General features: G+C 62.3%; 11 protein-coding genes. 5 read left to right on the forward strand and 6 right to left on the reverse strand.

Translation table 11 applies throughout. The features are described 5' to 3' along the window. Positions 1-60: 60 nt before the first annotated feature. Genes MOD31_RS15920 through purU form a run of 5 tightly spaced genes read right to left on the reverse strand, consistent with a single transcriptional unit; the run spans position 61 to position 7,380 of the window. Complete coding sequence (locus MOD31_RS15920) at positions 61-2,379, reverse strand: FdhF/YdeP family oxidoreductase (protein ID WP_250821098.1); 2,319 nt, start codon at positions 2,377-2,379, stop codon at positions 61-63. A 10-nt stretch (positions 2,380-2,389) separates the two neighbouring features. Then, on the reverse strand, positions 2,390-3,289 hold the full coding sequence (locus tag MOD31_RS15925; RefSeq protein WP_223941606.1) for a bifunctional 5,10-methylenetetrahydrofolate dehydrogenase/5,10-methenyltetrahydrofolate cyclohydrolase: 900 nt from the start codon (positions 3,287-3,289) through the stop codon (positions 2,390-2,392). Continuing rightward, a complete protein-coding gene (locus MOD31_RS15930; protein WP_250821099.1) occupies positions 3,286-3,912 on the reverse strand; it encodes a cyclodeaminase/cyclohydrolase family protein in 627 nt (208 codons plus the stop codon). The genes MOD31_RS15925 and MOD31_RS15930 overlap by 4 nt, the downstream gene beginning before the upstream one ends. 3 nt (positions 3,913-3,915) lie before the next feature. After that, a complete protein-coding gene (locus tag MOD31_RS15935; protein ID WP_142936897.1) occupies positions 3,916-6,408 on the reverse strand; it encodes an FAD-dependent oxidoreductase in 2,493 nt (830 codons plus the stop codon). A gap of 57 nt (positions 6,409-6,465) precedes the next feature. Then, positions 6,466-7,380, reverse strand: a complete 915-nt coding sequence (gene purU / locus MOD31_RS15940) for a formyltetrahydrofolate deformylase (protein WP_142936896.1) — start codon at positions 7,378-7,380, stop codon at positions 6,466-6,468. A 117-nt stretch (positions 7,381-7,497) separates the two neighbouring features. Here purU and MOD31_RS15945 point away from each other — a divergent pair, with 117 nt between their 5' ends. Beyond that, a complete protein-coding gene (locus tag MOD31_RS15945) occupies positions 7,498-8,178 on the forward strand; it encodes a GntR family transcriptional regulator (protein WP_142936895.1) in 681 nt (226 codons plus the stop codon). Positions 8,179-8,206: 28 nt separating this feature from the next. On the opposite strand, the gene MOD31_RS15950 is transcribed toward MOD31_RS15945, so the two are convergent. Then, entirely contained in the window at positions 8,207-9,139 is a 933-nt protein-coding gene (locus MOD31_RS15950; RefSeq protein WP_166841191.1) for a LysR family transcriptional regulator, read from the reverse strand. A gap of 162 nt (positions 9,140-9,301) precedes the next feature. Between MOD31_RS15950 and MOD31_RS15955 the strand changes: the two genes are divergently transcribed. The 4 genes from MOD31_RS15955 to MOD31_RS15970 all read left to right on the forward strand — a co-directional run bounded on the left by MOD31_RS15955 (position 9,302) and on the right by MOD31_RS15970 (position 14,007). After that, positions 9,302-10,603 carry an SRPBCC family protein gene (locus MOD31_RS15955; protein ID WP_250821100.1) on the forward strand — a complete coding sequence of 434 codons (1,302 nt, stop codon included), beginning with the start codon at positions 9,302-9,304 and terminating at the stop codon, positions 10,601-10,603. Beyond that, positions 10,600-12,009 (forward strand): ferredoxin reductase, encoded by a 1,410-nt coding sequence (locus MOD31_RS15960; RefSeq protein ID WP_142936892.1) that lies wholly within the window; start codon positions 10,600-10,602, stop codon positions 12,007-12,009. The genes MOD31_RS15955 and MOD31_RS15960 overlap by 4 nt, the downstream gene beginning before the upstream one ends. Before the next feature lie 171 nt (positions 12,010-12,180). Beyond that, positions 12,181-12,519, forward strand: coding sequence for a hypothetical protein (locus tag MOD31_RS15965; protein ID WP_142936891.1), 339 nt, complete (start codon positions 12,181-12,183; stop codon positions 12,517-12,519). Positions 12,520-12,612: 93 nt separating this feature from the next. After that, entirely contained in the window at positions 12,613-14,007 is a 1,395-nt protein-coding gene (locus MOD31_RS15970) for a deoxyribodipyrimidine photo-lyase (RefSeq protein ID WP_250821101.1), read from the forward strand. Positions 14,008-14,088 lie beyond the last annotated feature (81 nt).

The raw sequence follows: 14,088 nt of genomic DNA on the forward strand, positions 1-14,088 counted from the left end.
ACCTTTCACGGCCCACTGGACGGGTGGAAAAACTGGACGGATGAAAATCTCGTTCTGGATCTACGCTTTCTCCAGCCGGATGATCACCGACTTCGAGGTGGGTGTTCCACTGGTATCGGCCACGGAATCCAAGGGCACCAGGACATTTGTTTCCGGGTAGTAGGCGGCGGCGCACCCTTTCGGCGTCGAATAGGACACGATGCGGAAGTTCTCGGCCCGCCGGTCCGTCCCTTGGAACTCGGAAATCAGGTGGACCATGTCGCCGTCGGAGAATCCCAGCTCGGTGATGTCGTCGGCGTTGATGAGCACCACGCGACGGCCACCGTGGATTCCGCGGTAGCGGTCGTCCTTGCCGTAGATGGTGGTGTTGTACTGGTCATGTGAGCGCAGGGTCTGCAGGACCAGCCGGCCGGGCGGGATCTTGATGAACTCCAGCTCGTTGCCCGTGAAGTGTGCTTTCCCGGATGCGGTGTGGAACTTCCTGGCGTCGCGCGGTGGGTGTGGCAGCACGAAGCCGCCGGGGTGCTGGATGCGTGCTTCAAAGTCCTCAAAACCATCGAAGACGGCCTCAATGTGCTTCCGGATCAGGGTGTAGTCGTCCCGCATGGCCAGCCAGGATGCCTGGGGTGTGTTGGGCAGGCGCCCGTGACCGTCCGTAAACAACCTGTCCGCGAGATTGCAGACGATTGCCACTTCCGAGTGGAGGTGGTCGCTTGCAGGTTTGAGGCGTCCCCGTGAGGCGTGGACGGCGCTCATGGAGTCCTCCACGGTGACCCGCTGGTCGCCCGTGCGTTGCGTGTCCTTCTCGGTGCGGCCGAGGGTGGGCAGGATCAAAGCCCGCCGACCCGTGGACAGGTGTGAGTGATTCAGCTTGGTGGAGATCTGCACGCTCAGGCCAGTGTTGGCCAGGGCCTGCTCGGTAACCTCTGAATCGGGGGCGGCCCGCACGAAGTTGCCGCCCATCCCCATGAAGAAACGGACTTTCCCGTCGCGCATGGCGCGGATGGCTGCCACGGTGTCGTAGCCATGCTCCCGGGGGGAGCGGAACCCGAATTCCTGGTCCAGCCGGTCATGGAACGTCGGAGGCATCTTTTCGAAGATGCCCATGGTGCGGTCGCCTTGAACGTTCGAGTGCCCGCGCACGGGGCACACGCCGGCGCCGGGCTTGCCGATATTGCCTTGGAGCAGGAGAACGTTGACCACATCGCGGAGGGTGGGGACGGAATGTTTGTGCTGGGTCAGTCCCATGGCCCAGCACACGATGGTGGCGCTGGAGGCGAGCAAGCGCTCACCCGTCGCATGGATCTGCTCCAGGGTCAGGCCGGTTGCCTCCACAATGTCATCCCACTCCACCTTCTCCAGGTAGCGCAGGTAGTCATCGAGACCCACGGTGTGGTTGTTGATGAAGTGGTGATCCAGCACGGTGTCCAGGCCCGGAGTGTTCCGTCCCGCAGCTTCGGCCTCCAGAAGGTATTTGCCCAGTCCTTGGAACAGGGCTTGGTCTCCACCGGCCCGGATCTGCAGGAAGTCGTCCGTCAGCTGGGTCCCTTGAATCATGCCGGCCAGGTGCTGGGGGTTTTCAAAGTGCAGGAGCCCGGCCTCGGGAAGCGGGTTGACGGACACGATGATCGCGCCGTTCTTCTTCGCTTTTTCCAAGGCGCTGAGCATGCGCGGGTGGTTGGTGCCGGGGTTCTGTCCAGCGACGAAGATCAGTGACGCCGTCTCCAGGTCCGTCAGGCTGACGGAACCCTTGCCGATGCCAATGGTTTCCACCAGTGCGGAGCCGGAGGATTCGTGGCACATGTTGGAGCAGTCCGGCAGATTGTTGGTGCCCAGGCCGCGAACCAAGAGCTGGTACACGAACGCGGCTTCATTGGAGGTCCGGCCGGAGGTGTAGAAAACCGCTTCGTCCGGGTGTTCCATGGCCCGCAACTCTTCGGCCATGAGGTCATAGGCATCTTCCCACTCAATGGTCCTGTAGTGAGTAGCGCCTTCATCGAGGAACATCGGGTGGGTGATCCGGCCTTGCTGGCCCAGCCAGAAGTCATCGCGGGTTTTGAGCTCAGCAACGGAATGGTGGGCAAAGAACTCCGGCGTGACGCGGCGGCGGGTGCCTTCCTCAGCCACTGCCTTGGCGCCGTTCTCGCAGAACTCTGCCGCATTACGCTTTTCATGCTCGGGCCAGGCGCATCCCATGCAGTCGAACCCGTCCAGCTGATTCACAGCTAGAAGGGTCTGAACGCTTCGCAGCGGTCCCATCTGTTCCAGCGAAATTTTCAGGGCGTTGGCAACAGCTGGGATGCCAACGGCCTTGGTCTTGGGTTTGGTGACGGTCAGCTTTGACTCGTCAATGTTCTCGCGTGGAGCTTTGGAATGCATGGGAACCCCTTCAGATCCGGGAAGTGGAAGCGGCCAGCAACCCGCTGTGGGACTGCTGCCGGGCGGCTTCCACAGTGTGCAGGAGCAGGAGCGCGGTGGTCACTGATCCCACCCCGCCCGGGACCGGACTCAGCCCGGCCGCCACGCCGGTGACACTGGCCTCGTCAACGTCTCCCACCAGGGAACCGTCGGCCAGGACGTTCGTGCCGACGTCGATCACCACAGTCTTCTCCGAGACGTGATTCCCGGTCAAGAGCCCGGTCCGCCCAGCAGCAACAACCACGACGTCGGCGGGCCGGGTGTAGTGTTCCAGCGCCCCGGATTTGGAATGGCAGACGGTGACGGTCGCGTCTTTCGCGAGGAGCAGCAAAGACAGCGGCTTGCCCACCACGGCGGAACGCCCGACGACGGCCACGTTCCGTCCCGCTACCGGGATCTGGAAGTGGTCCAGCAGTTCCACCACTGCCCGGGCGGTAGCGGGGGCGAAGGCGGGCTGTCCCACAGCCAAGCGACCGAGACTGAGGGGATTGGCGCCGTCGATATCTTTATCCGGGGCGATGAGCCCCACCAGCCGGTCAGGTCGCACGGCAGCGGGCAGGGGAGTCTGCAGGATGATGCCGTGAACGGTGGGTTCGGCGCTGAGGTCCGTAAGGACGTTGGCCAGGACCTGCTCGGTGGCGTCGTGGCCAAGATCGACTATCCTGCAGCCGATGCCTGCCCGCCCGGCTGCACGTTCAATGGACCGAACGTACCAGTGTGTGGACTCATCGTCCGTTGCCACAACAACAGCCAGCACCGGGTGGAGGCCCTCATCGTCCAAGAGGGTTGACTCCTGCTGGGCCCGCTGCTGGATGAGGGCAGCGAGCGGCTTGCCGGAAAGTACTTCGGTGTTCCCCTGCACTGCGGTCATGAGAGGATCCTTTCGCGGACGCGCTTCACCAAGGCATCTGCCGCCAGCACCACCTTTTCCTCAATCCCGTCCGTCTGTTCTGCCAGGCGGGAGCGGGCATCGCCGTGCTTAATGGCCACGACGTTGATGTCGATGTTGACCCTGGCCGTGGTTGCAGCTGCGCGTGCTGCGTCCGCGGCAGCCGCGACGTCGCTGATGACGTTGGGGTTGGCCACATCAAAGAGTTCGGTGGCAAGGTCCACCACTTCACCGGCAACGTTGATCAACTGCGCGGGAGTGTGGGCCGCCTGGACCAGCGCTTCCTGGATGGCAGCAGACTTTATTGCCTTAAGTTCATCGCTGTCTGACGCGAGCTTGTAGGAGTCGATGACGGACTGGAAAGCGTGCTCATCGGCGTCCGCCAGGCGCAAGGACTCCACCATCAGGTGGTCGGCGGCGCTGGTGATCCGGTTGACCAGAGCGGCGTGTTCCTCATACTTTGCGCCGGTGGTGTATCTGGCCACCATGGCTACCAAAGCGGCACCTTGGGCGGCATGCAGGGCTGCGGCCGCGCCCCCACCGGGGGTGGGCTGGCGTGAGGCAAGCCTGGAGAGGTAATCGTTGATGGCTTCTGAACTGATCATGGATTAGCCCCGGAGCCGGCTCATGGTGGGGTCGTACAGCGGATCTTCGGTGACGGTTGCCTGGATGCGGCGGCCGAAGTATTCGATTTCCACGGAGTCCCCCAAGGACACTGCAGAGGGCAGGTAGGCGTAGGCGATCGGCTTGCGGACCGAGTAGCCGTAGGCGGCGCTGGTTACATAACCCACGGCCTGGTCCTTGTAGAACACCGGTTCCTTGCCCAGCACCAGGCTCCTGCCGTCGTCGACGGTCAAGCAGCGCAAGCGGCGGGCTGAGCCTTCCTCGGTGCGGCCTTCCAAAGCGGCCTTACCGACGAAGTTTTCCTTGGTCATTTTTACGGCAAACCCGAGGCCCGCTTCGTAAGGATCGTGCTCGGTGGTCATGTCCGAGCCCCAGGAACGGTAGCCCTTTTCCAGTCGCAGCGAGCTGAACGCGGCACGGCCTGCGGCAATGACGCCGAACGGCTGGCCGGCCTTCCACAGGGCGTCCCAGAGGCGCTGCCCGTTGTCTGCGCTGGTGTAGAGCTCCCAGCCGAGTTCACCCACGTAGGAAAGGCGCATCGCAGTGACGGTGACCCCTCCGATGGTGACCTTCTTGGAACGGAAGTACTTCAGGCCGTCGTTGCTGAAGTCGTCGCTGCTGACGGTGCTGATGAGGTCGCGGGCCAACGGACCCCACAGGCCGATGCAGCAGGTGCCGCCAGTGGTGTCACGCACCTGGACCCAGTCGCCGGCGTCGCCGTTCTCCGTTTGGTGCCGTGCTGCCCGCTCGAAGTAGGCGGTGTCCATGTTGCCGTTGGCGCCCAGCTGGAAGGTGTCTTCGCTGAGGCGGGCCACCGTGATGTCACTTCGAATGCCGCCGGCCTCGTCCAGAAGGAGCGTGTACGTTACCGCGCCGGGCTTCTTGGACATGTCACCGGTGGTCAGTTCCTGCAGCAACTTCACGGCTCCCGGGCCGGAGATCTCGAGGCGCTTCAGTGGCGTCATGTCATACATGGCAACGGCTGTGCGGGTTTTCCAGGCCTCGGCTGCGGCGATGGGCGAGCTGAACATTCCGGACCAGGCGTCACGGGCCGGGGGCTGCCAATCGTCCGGCATTTCCTTGAGGAGTTCAGCGTTGGCTTCGAACCAGTACGGACGTTCCCAGCCGGCGCCTTCCAGGAAGTAGCCGCCCAGCTGCTTGTGGCGGGCGTGGAATGGGCTGACGCGAAGATTGCGGGGGGAGAGCTTGGGCTGGAGCGGATGCATCACATCGTAGATTTCCACGAAGTTCTGCTGGGACGTTTCGCTGACATATTCGGGGGTCAGCTGAACCTCTTCGAAACGGTGGATGTCGCAGTCTCCCAGATCAATCTGCGACTTTCCGTCCACCAGCAGTTCGGCCACAGCGCGGGCAATGCCGGCGGAGTGGGTCACCCACACGGCCTCTGCAACGAAGAACCCGTCCACTTCCTTGGATTCGCCCACCAGTGAGCCACCGTCCGGGGTGAAGGAGAAGATGCCGTTGAAACCATCCTCGATTTCACTTTCGCGCAGTGCCGGCAGGATCTGCTTGGTGGCCTCCCACGCAGGAAGGAAGTCCTCCAGCGTGAAGTCCAGGCGGGAGGGCATGTTGTGTTCGCTGATGCTGCTGGGCTCGTAGCTACCCAGCTCGTCAAGGTCCACGGGCATGGGGCGGTGAGCGTAAGAGCCAATGCCGTACCGCTCGCCGTGCTCGCGGTAGTAGAGGTCCTGGTCCTGGTGACGCAGGATGGGCAGCTGGGCGCCGTTGGGCAGTTCGTTCTTGCCCTTCTGGGCGGGAACCGGCGTCGTTTTTACGTACTGGTGAGCCAGCGGGAGGAGCGGAACGGACATTCCGATCAACTCGCCCACCTTGGCGCCCCAGAAACCGGCGCAGGAAACCACGATGTCCGCGGGGATCACGCCGTCGGCGGTTTCGACGCCGGTCACGCGGCGGTTGGTCTGCTCAATTCCGGTGACCTCGGTGTTGCCGATGTACTTCACCCCGGCAGCTTCGGTGCGCTTGATCAGCAGCTGCACGGCACGGGCTGCAAGCGCCAGGCCATCGGTGGGGACGTGCAGGCCACCGAGGATGTCTTCCTCATTGATCAGCGGGTAGAGCGCCTTGCACTCCTCGCGGGAGAGGATCTTGCCGTCGATGCCCCATGACTGTGCGTAGCCGAGCTTGCGCTTCAGGTCAGCCAGGCGGGTCTCCGTGGTGGCTACTTCCAGTCCACCCACCTGGTTGAAGCAGCTCTGGCCATCCTCCGTGAGGGACAGGAGCTTTTCCACCGTGTACTTGGCGAACAGTGCCATGGACTTGGACGGGTTGGTCTGGAAAACCAGGCCCGGTGCGTGGGACGTGGAGCCACCGGGCATGTTCAGGGGTCCTTGGTCCAGGACAGTGATGTTGTTCCAACCGCGGGTGACCAGTTCGTCGGCGAGGTTGGTGCCAACAATCCCAGCTCCAATGATGACAATGCGAGGCGTGGATGCCATGGGGTTCTCCTGCTGAAGTTAAAAAGGGGTGAGTCTGCTGGTGTTCTGGGGCGGGGTTTAGCGGAAAACCACTGTGCTGGTCTGGTCCAGCAGCACGCGGTGTTCGCAATGCCACTTCACGGCGCGGGACAACGCCAGGGCTTCGGCGTCCTGGCCCACGGTGGAGAGGGTGGTGGGGCCGTAGCTGTGATCGACGCGGATGACTTCCTGCTCGATGATGGGTCCCTCGTCCAGGTCCGCGGTGACGTAGTGGGCGGTTGCACCCACCAGCTTCACGCCACGGTCGTAGGCCTGGTGGTAGGGACGGGCGCCCTTGAATCCCGGCAGGAAGGAGTGGTGGATGTTGATGGCGCGTCCCTCGAGGGCGCGGCACAAGTCGTCCGAAAGCACCTGCATGTAGCGAGCCAGTACTACGAGGTCCACGTTGTACTCCTCCACCAGGTCCAGGAGCTGCTGCTCGGCTTCAGCCTTGGTGTCAGGCGTGACGGGAATGTAGACGAAGGGCAGGCCGGCGGCTTCTGCCATGGCGCGGTGGGTCTCATGGTTTGAGGCAACCACCACCAGGTCACCGCCGAGGCTGCCGCCCCGCCAACGGAAGATGAGATCGTTCAGGCAGTGCCCGAACTTGGACACCATCACCAGGACCCGCTTCTTGGTTTGGTCGTGGAAGCTGAACTTCATCTCGAAGCGGTCGGCAATTGCGCTGAATTCTTCTTCGAGCCGCTCCGGCGAGTAGGACAGTGGTCCGGAGAAAGCGGTCCGCAGGTGCAGCGTCTGGCGGAGGCCGTCGTCGAACTGCTGGTGTTCTTCAATGTTGAAACCGCGTTCGAACAGGAAGGTGGTGACTGCCTGAACGATCCCGGCCCGTTCGACGCACGACAATGTGAGTACGAACTTCTGTGCCTGCTCGTCTTTGAGCGCTTCCGGCTTGGGCAGTGTGCTTACGGGTGAGTCTGTCGCCATGAGGGTCATGTCGCCTCCTTTAGATATATTCCTGAGTCCCGAACTGATATATTAGGATTGGATTCAGCGTATACTGGTCATTCAGGCAGGTCAATAGATTTCTTTTGGTTGGAAGGAGAAGGCGCCGTGACTTTTGGAACTCTGGCAATCGCCGGTGACGACACGAAGAAATCCCTGGCCGACATCGCCTATGAACGCCTCCGGGACCGGCTCCTGATGTTGGACATCAAGCCCGGCGAGCTCCTCAACGACGATCAGCTGGCCAAAGACCTGGAGGTAGGTCGGACTCCGGTGCGGGAAGCATTGAAACGCCTGGAGCTGGACCGGCTGGTGATTACCTATCCAAGGCGGGGGACGTTTGCCACGCGCGTGGATGTGACTGACCTGGCCTTTATTTCCGAGATCCGGGCACAATTGGAACCCCTCGCTGCTGCGAGGGCGGCTCGCGTTGCATCCGCTGCCACCAAAGAACATCTTCGTGAAGTGATGCGCGCAGTGGAGGACTTTGACGTCGATGCTGCGTCGGTGGTCGAAACTTTGCGGCTCGACGCCAGCGTTCACCGGGGAATCTACGCGGCGGCCGCGAACCCGCACCTCGAAGACATCCTGATTCGCTACGACAATCTGGCAACCCGGATCTGGTGCATGGTCCTGGATCGTTTGCCGGATCTTGAGCACCACGTGCGTGAGCACCTGGATCTGCTGAAGGCTGTCCTTGACGGCGAAGAGGACAAGGCTGCAGAGCTGGCCCGTGTGCACGTCAGTGGCTTTGAGCATGCTGTACGTCAGGCCCTTTTCGCGGCGTAGTTACCGTCTGCAGCCTCGCGCCGGATTGTCAGCGATCGTCTTCCGGCCGGGCCGTGAGGATCCTCTGTGCGCTCTCCTGCAGGATGCCCAGCGATTCCTGGATCAAAGGCGACGCGATGCTGCCCCTGCGCACCGCTGCCACAATTCGGCGTGCGGGCTTGCCTTTACCGGTAATGCGTAGCCGGACCACGTTCTCTGCATTATGCAGGGGTGCGAGTCGCGGCAGCAGGCCAACGCCCAGCCCTGCGCCCACGAAGGCGATTTGGGTTTCCCATTCAACGGCCTCATGAGCTACTCGCGGTGTTACACCAACAGCCGTAAAGGCCGCTGTAAAGAGGGCGTGGTACGTGGATCCGGCGGCTTCTGTGATCCATGGTTCTGCAGCCAGTTCTTCAAGGGTCACAGTTTCCCGTGATGCCAGCCGGTGGGTACCGGGAATGATGACGTCCAGGGGATCGTCCAGCAAGACGGTCTGTTCGAACCGGGGATCGTCCTCCACGTAGGTGTCTGACTGCATGGCAACAATCACTGCAAGGTCTATTCGCTCGGCCACCAGCAAATCGAAGCAGCGGGCCGGATTTGCTTCCAGCACCTGCACCTCCAGCAGGGGACGCGTGGAGCGAAGGGTGGCGGCCAGCGGCGCCAGCAACTGGGCGGCCGCCGTCGAGAAGCCGCCGAGCCCAAAACGTGACTGCACCTGATCGCCGGCCTCCATCGCCGCTGCGCGCAGGCTCTCCCATTCGGCAATGAGGGTGTCCGAACCGGCCACCAGAAAGCGGCCCGTGGCGGTCAGCCGCACGCCCCGGCCGTCCTTGGTCAGTAGCTGCATTCCCAGCATGCGCTGGAGCTCCCGCAGCTGAGCGGAGACGGCGGAAGGAGAGTATCCGGTGAGCTCCGCGGTGGCGCCAATGGTGCCGCAGCGGGCAAACACCCGGAGTGTGATGAGCCTCGCATCGATCATGCACCTATTGTGCACGGTTATCTTCTGAATCTTGCGCTTTTGTTGTGGTTCAATGATCCCTAATCTCATGATTACAAGGTTTTCGACATCGCCGCTCGCCCCCCAAGCAGCAGTGCTCCCCACGAAACACACTCTGACCCACGCCTCCCGGGAGGAAAACATATGTCTGCTCCAGTCTTGCCCCTCAACTCACGCGGAAAACTCGCCTCTTCTTTGCCTGCAGAGCAGCTGGCAGAGATCAGCGCGTTGTTCGAGTTCCGGCGCAAGGGTTATTCCCTCGACGCGCCCTTCTACACCGATGCCACGATCTTCAAGATGGACATGGAAGCCATTTTTGGCCAGCACTGGATCTTTGCCGGCAGCGTCGCCGAGCTACCGGAGCCGGGCGACTACATCACGGTTGACTACGGTCCTTACTCCCTGATCGTTCTGCGCAATGACGACGGCGGCGTGAACGTCCTGCACAACGTCTGCCGCCACCGCGGCGCACGGGTCCTCACCGAGGCTGCAGGGGCCACTGGAAACCTGGTGTGCGGCTACCACTCCTGGACCTATTCCCCCGAGGGCAACCTGATCCATGCCTCCGCTCCCGGCGAGGCCAAGTTCGACAAGAATTGCTTCGCCCTGAAGCGGGCACACGGCCGCGAGGTTGCCGGGCTCATCTTCGTCTGCATTGCCGATGAGCCGCCCACCGATTTTGACGAAACCTCAAAGATCTTTGAGCCGTACCTTGCGCCCCACGATCTGTCCAAGACGAAGATTGCCTACCAGCAGAACATCATCGAGGAGGGCAACTGGAAGCTCGTCATGGAGAACAACCGTGAGTGCTACCACTGCGACGGCCACCCGGAGCTCGCCTGTTCGCTGTTTCCCACGTGGGGACTGACGGAGGGCCTGATCCCGGCCCACCTCGAGGAAGTGTGGGACCGCAACAAGGAAGCACAATCCTCGCTTGAGGAGCGTTGCCGCCGCTATGGCCTTCCCTACGAGGTGGTGGAGGAGCTGGACACCCGCATTGCAGGAATCCGTATTTCACGTGAATCCCTCGACGGTGAGGGCGAATCGTTCTCGGCCGACGGGCGCAGGCTTTCCAAGAAACTGCTTGGTGATCTGCCGGACTTCCGCCTTGGCCGCTGCTCGATGCACCTGCAGCCCAACAGCTGGTTCCACTTCCAGAGCGATCACGTCATCACGTTCGGTGTCTTCCCCATCAACGAACACCAGTCCTTGGTTCGCACCACCTGGCTGGTAGCTGACGACGCAGTGGAAGGCGTGGACTACGACCTGGAGAAACTCACCTACACCTGGAAACAGACCAACCTGCAGGACAAAGCGTTCGTGGAACTGTGCCAGACCGGAGCCGGCAGCCCTGCCTACGAGCCCGGCCCGTACATGAAGAGCGAATACCAGGTGGAGGCATTCATCAACTGGTACGTGCAGCGTGTCCAGGAGCACCTGGCATGACCGAACTCCTCACTGAGACCATCGTCCAGGAGCCACATCGCATTCGCGGTCTTGAAATGCCGTGGAACAGGGTGATGGGCAGCACCGAGGGACCCGCCAGCGCAGCCCGCGCCCTGGGTCCCTGGCATCCGCAGGAGTTCATGGCCGAATGCGTGGAAATCGTTCCCGAAGTGGGCGGAATGATGACTTTCGTGTTCCGCCGCTGCGACGGTGCGCCCCTGGCGTTCCGGGCCGGCCAGTACGTGAACGTTGCCTTCCCCGTGAACGGCGAGGACCAGGATCCGGCGGACCGAAGCTACTCGTTGTCCAGCGCCCCCACCAAGCCGTGGACTTTCGACATCACGGTCAAACGCGATCCCACGGGACTGGTTTCGCCGTGGGTGCACCAGAACATCAAGCCCGGCACTGTCCTTGAGATGTTGGGACCCGTGGGTGCCTTCCACCTGCCCGACGCTGACCGGCGGGCACGCTACCTCCTGCTGGCCGCCGGCGCCGGCATCACGCCGATCATGTCCATGGTGCGGACCATCCACTCTCTGCCCGGACAGGCCGATGTGGTTGTGCTGTACCACGGGGCGGCGGACGAGGGTTTTGCCTTTAATAAGGAGCTCGCCTACATCGCCTCGGTGGACTCGCGCATCAAGGTCTTCTACTCCTTGGGCGACCGCGCCAAACCCGCGGACTGGGAAGGGCTGAGCGGACGGCTGACGGCGGCCATGCTGAACGAGGTTGCGCCGGACGCCAACGGGCGGCAGGTCTACGCATGTGGCCCCGAGGGCTACCTGAACACGGCCACCGAACTGTTGGGGAACGTGGGAGTGGATGACACCTCCATCCATATGGAGTTCTTCACCGGGGACCGCCAGACCATCCTTGAGTATCAGGCAGAGCTGGCCCTTGCGGTGGACATTGCTGAGGAGATCGCAGAGGAAATCGCGGATTCCGCGGAGGACTACTATGAGGGCCAGCCCGCAGCGTTCGGGCTCTACGAGCCCGGCTACGACGCCGAGGGGACCCTGCAGGCCACGGGGATGCCGCTGGAAACGGTTGACCCGGATGCGCCTGAAACCTCCGATGCCGGTTCGGATGCGGGGGCGGAGGTCTCAACTCCCGATGCTTCGAGTTTCGAGACAGTAGGCACGGGAAGCCTCACCTTGTCCTTCATGCGCACGGGGATCAACGTGCGCGTGGATCCCACTGAGCACATCCTGGGCCCTGCCCAGCGTGCCGGCGTCAGGATCGGTGCCAACTGCAAAGAGGGCATGTGTGGCTCCTGCAAGGTGGTGAAACTTTCAGGTGAAGTGGAGATGAACCACCAAGGCGGAATCCGGGCACGAGAGATTGACGCAGGCAAGTTCCTGCCCTGCTGCTCCACCGCGCGGACCGATATGGTGATTGACGCTTAGTCCTAATCATCCCTGTTTTCCCGCATTAGCACGGGCATTTGGCCGTGCGCAACCCAGAGTTAATCTCATTTCCTCGTTCAGACCCCCGGAACGGGTCTATAGTGAGGGAACAGGACATTCGCTGATGCAGACCGGCGGCCCGTTATTTCTTCCGACGCCGGAGGCCCCGTAATGACCGACACCCAAATTGGTAGCTTTATTCGCGACTGTGTGGTGTTTGAGGACGACACTGACAACGGCTTGGACTTTGACACGTTCTATGGCTTGTACATCAGCTGGTGCGTCCTCGGACGCAAAATCCCCATTCCCGACTCCGCCTTCAAGACCGCTCTGGAACTCGAGGGCCATAAGCCCGTCAAGGAAAATGGCCGGCGGATTTACCCGGGCATGACCATGGTTGGGCCGGCCGCCAGGGACTACGTGGTAAATAGTGTCCCGATGTGGACCGAAACTGCCACCGACATTCCGGTTTCCGAGATCCGCCAGCAAGCCTTGGCATCCATCGCCTGATTTCATACCAGCGAGCTTTCAGCCCATGCCCCTAGGATTTCTTAGGGGGCATGGGCTGTTCCTGTTTCCCAGGGTTTTCGCTGAAAGGTACTCATGAAGCCGTCCATTGTTTGGTTTCGCGACGATCTGCGGGTCGCCGACAACCCGGCCTTGCGTGCCGCCGTCGACGACGGTGCGGCCGTTGCCCTCTACGTCCTTGACGAAGAATCGCCGGGCATCCGCCCTCACGGCGGGGCCTCGCGGTGGTGGCTCCACCACTCGCTGACCAGCCTCCGTGAGGAGCTGGACAAGCTCGGTGTTCCATTACTCCTCCGCCGTGGCCCGGCGGCGGACATCGTGCAGAAGACCACGACGGCGATTGGTGCCGGCGGGCTGTACTGGAACCGGCGGTACGGTTCCGCTGAGCGGACGGTGGACGCCGGCATTAAGGCTTGGGCGGGCGAGGCGGGACTGCACGTCTCGAGTTTCCAGGCCTCCCTTCTTCATGAGCCGTGGGAAGTCACCACCAAAACGGGCGGACAGTACAAGGTCTTTACCCCTTTCTGGCGGACCGTTTCTGCGCAGGATTTCCGCGAGCCCTTGGCTGTCCCCCAAGCGGGCCACGGATTCACGGGAAAGCTGCCCGCCTACGAGCAGCTGGATTCGTGGCATCTGCTGCCCACAACGCCGGACTGGTCAGGTGGGCTGGCCGAGATGTGGACGCCGGGAGCTGCTGCCGGGCACAAGCGGCTCGCCAAGTTCGTGGATGACGGCCTGTCCAACTACAGCGAGGGCCGCAACCGCCCCGATACCGATGGCAGCAGTTGTCTCTCGCCCTACCTTCGCTGGGGTGAGCTCAGCCCGTTCGAGGTGTGGCATGCCCTGGGGTCCAGACGCTCCGAAAGCGCCTCTATTTATGCTTCCGAGTTGGGCTGGCGTGAGTTCTGCTGGCACCAGTACTTCCACAACCCGGAGTTGGCAACGGCCAACCTTCGCACTGAGTTTGATCGCTTCCCGTGGGCGTGGCCGGGTAGCGCCAAAAATGGCAGTAACAAGCATCCCGGCCACGAGTCGGCACCCGAGGAGTTCCGGGCCTGGCAGCAGGGCCGCACCGGTTTCCCCATGGTGGACGCGGGGCAGCGGCAGCTGTGGCATACGGGCTGGATGCACAACCGCGTCCGCATGGTTGCCGCCAGCTTCCTGGTGAAGAACCTCGGCATCCATTGGCAGCTGGGGGAGCAGTGGTTCTGGGACACCCTGGTGGATGCGGATCCTGCATCGAATCCCGCCAACTGGCAGTGGGTAGCCGGCTCCGGCGCGGATGCTTCACCGTTCTTCAGGATCTTCAATCCGGAGGCTCAGCGCGTCAAATTCGATCCTCAAGGGAAGTACATCGCCCGCTGGATTCCGGAGTTCGGGACACCGGAGTACGCAGAGGAAATCGTGGACCTCAAAACCACGCGGGCCGAAGCGCTGGAGGCGTACAAGGAGATGAGGGAGGTCCACTAGTACCCCTCTGGAAATTAGTAGGAAGTCCGAGTATATTCGGATTCAGAGATGACCTGGATCACAGTTGGTCACGTGTTCGGC

Origin of the sequence: Paenarthrobacter sp. TYUT067 (assembly GCF_023656375.1) — a bacterium.
In the GTDB taxonomy this organism is placed as follows: Bacteria; Actinomycetota; Actinomycetes; order Actinomycetales; family Micrococcaceae; genus Arthrobacter.

What these genes read in the sequence shown, in the direction of transcription:
- MOD31_RS15925 (WP_223941606.1), bottom strand. Translation starts at nt 3,289, where the DNA reads ATGACCGCAGTGCAGGGGAACACCGAAGTACTTTCCGGCAAGCCGCTC.
- purU (WP_142936896.1), bottom strand. Translation starts at nt 7,380, where the DNA reads ATGACCCTCATGGCGACAGACTCACCCGTAAGCACACTGCCCAAGCCG.
- MOD31_RS15955 (WP_250821100.1), top strand. Translation starts at nt 9,302, where the DNA reads ATGTCTGCTCCAGTCTTGCCCCTCAACTCACGCGGAAAACTCGCCTCT.
- MOD31_RS15970 (WP_250821101.1), top strand. Translation starts at nt 12,613, where the DNA reads ATGAAGCCGTCCATTGTTTGGTTTCGCGACGATCTGCGGGTCGCCGAC.
- MOD31_RS15965 (WP_142936891.1), top strand. Translation starts at nt 12,181, where the DNA reads ATGACCGACACCCAAATTGGTAGCTTTATTCGCGACTGTGTGGTGTTT.
- MOD31_RS15930 (WP_250821099.1), bottom strand. Translation starts at nt 3,912, where the DNA reads ATGATCAGTTCAGAAGCCATCAACGATTACCTCTCCAGGCTTGCCTCA.
- MOD31_RS15935 (WP_142936897.1), bottom strand. Translation starts at nt 6,408, where the DNA reads ATGGCATCCACGCCTCGCATTGTCATCATTGGAGCTGGGATTGTTGGC.
- MOD31_RS15920 (WP_250821098.1), bottom strand. Translation starts at nt 2,379, where the DNA reads ATGCATTCCAAAGCTCCACGCGAGAACATTGACGAGTCAAAGCTGACC.
- MOD31_RS15950 (WP_166841191.1), bottom strand. Translation starts at nt 9,139, where the DNA reads ATGATCGATGCGAGGCTCATCACACTCCGGGTGTTTGCCCGCTGCGGC.
- MOD31_RS15960 (WP_142936892.1), top strand. Translation starts at nt 10,600, where the DNA reads ATGACCGAACTCCTCACTGAGACCATCGTCCAGGAGCCACATCGCATT.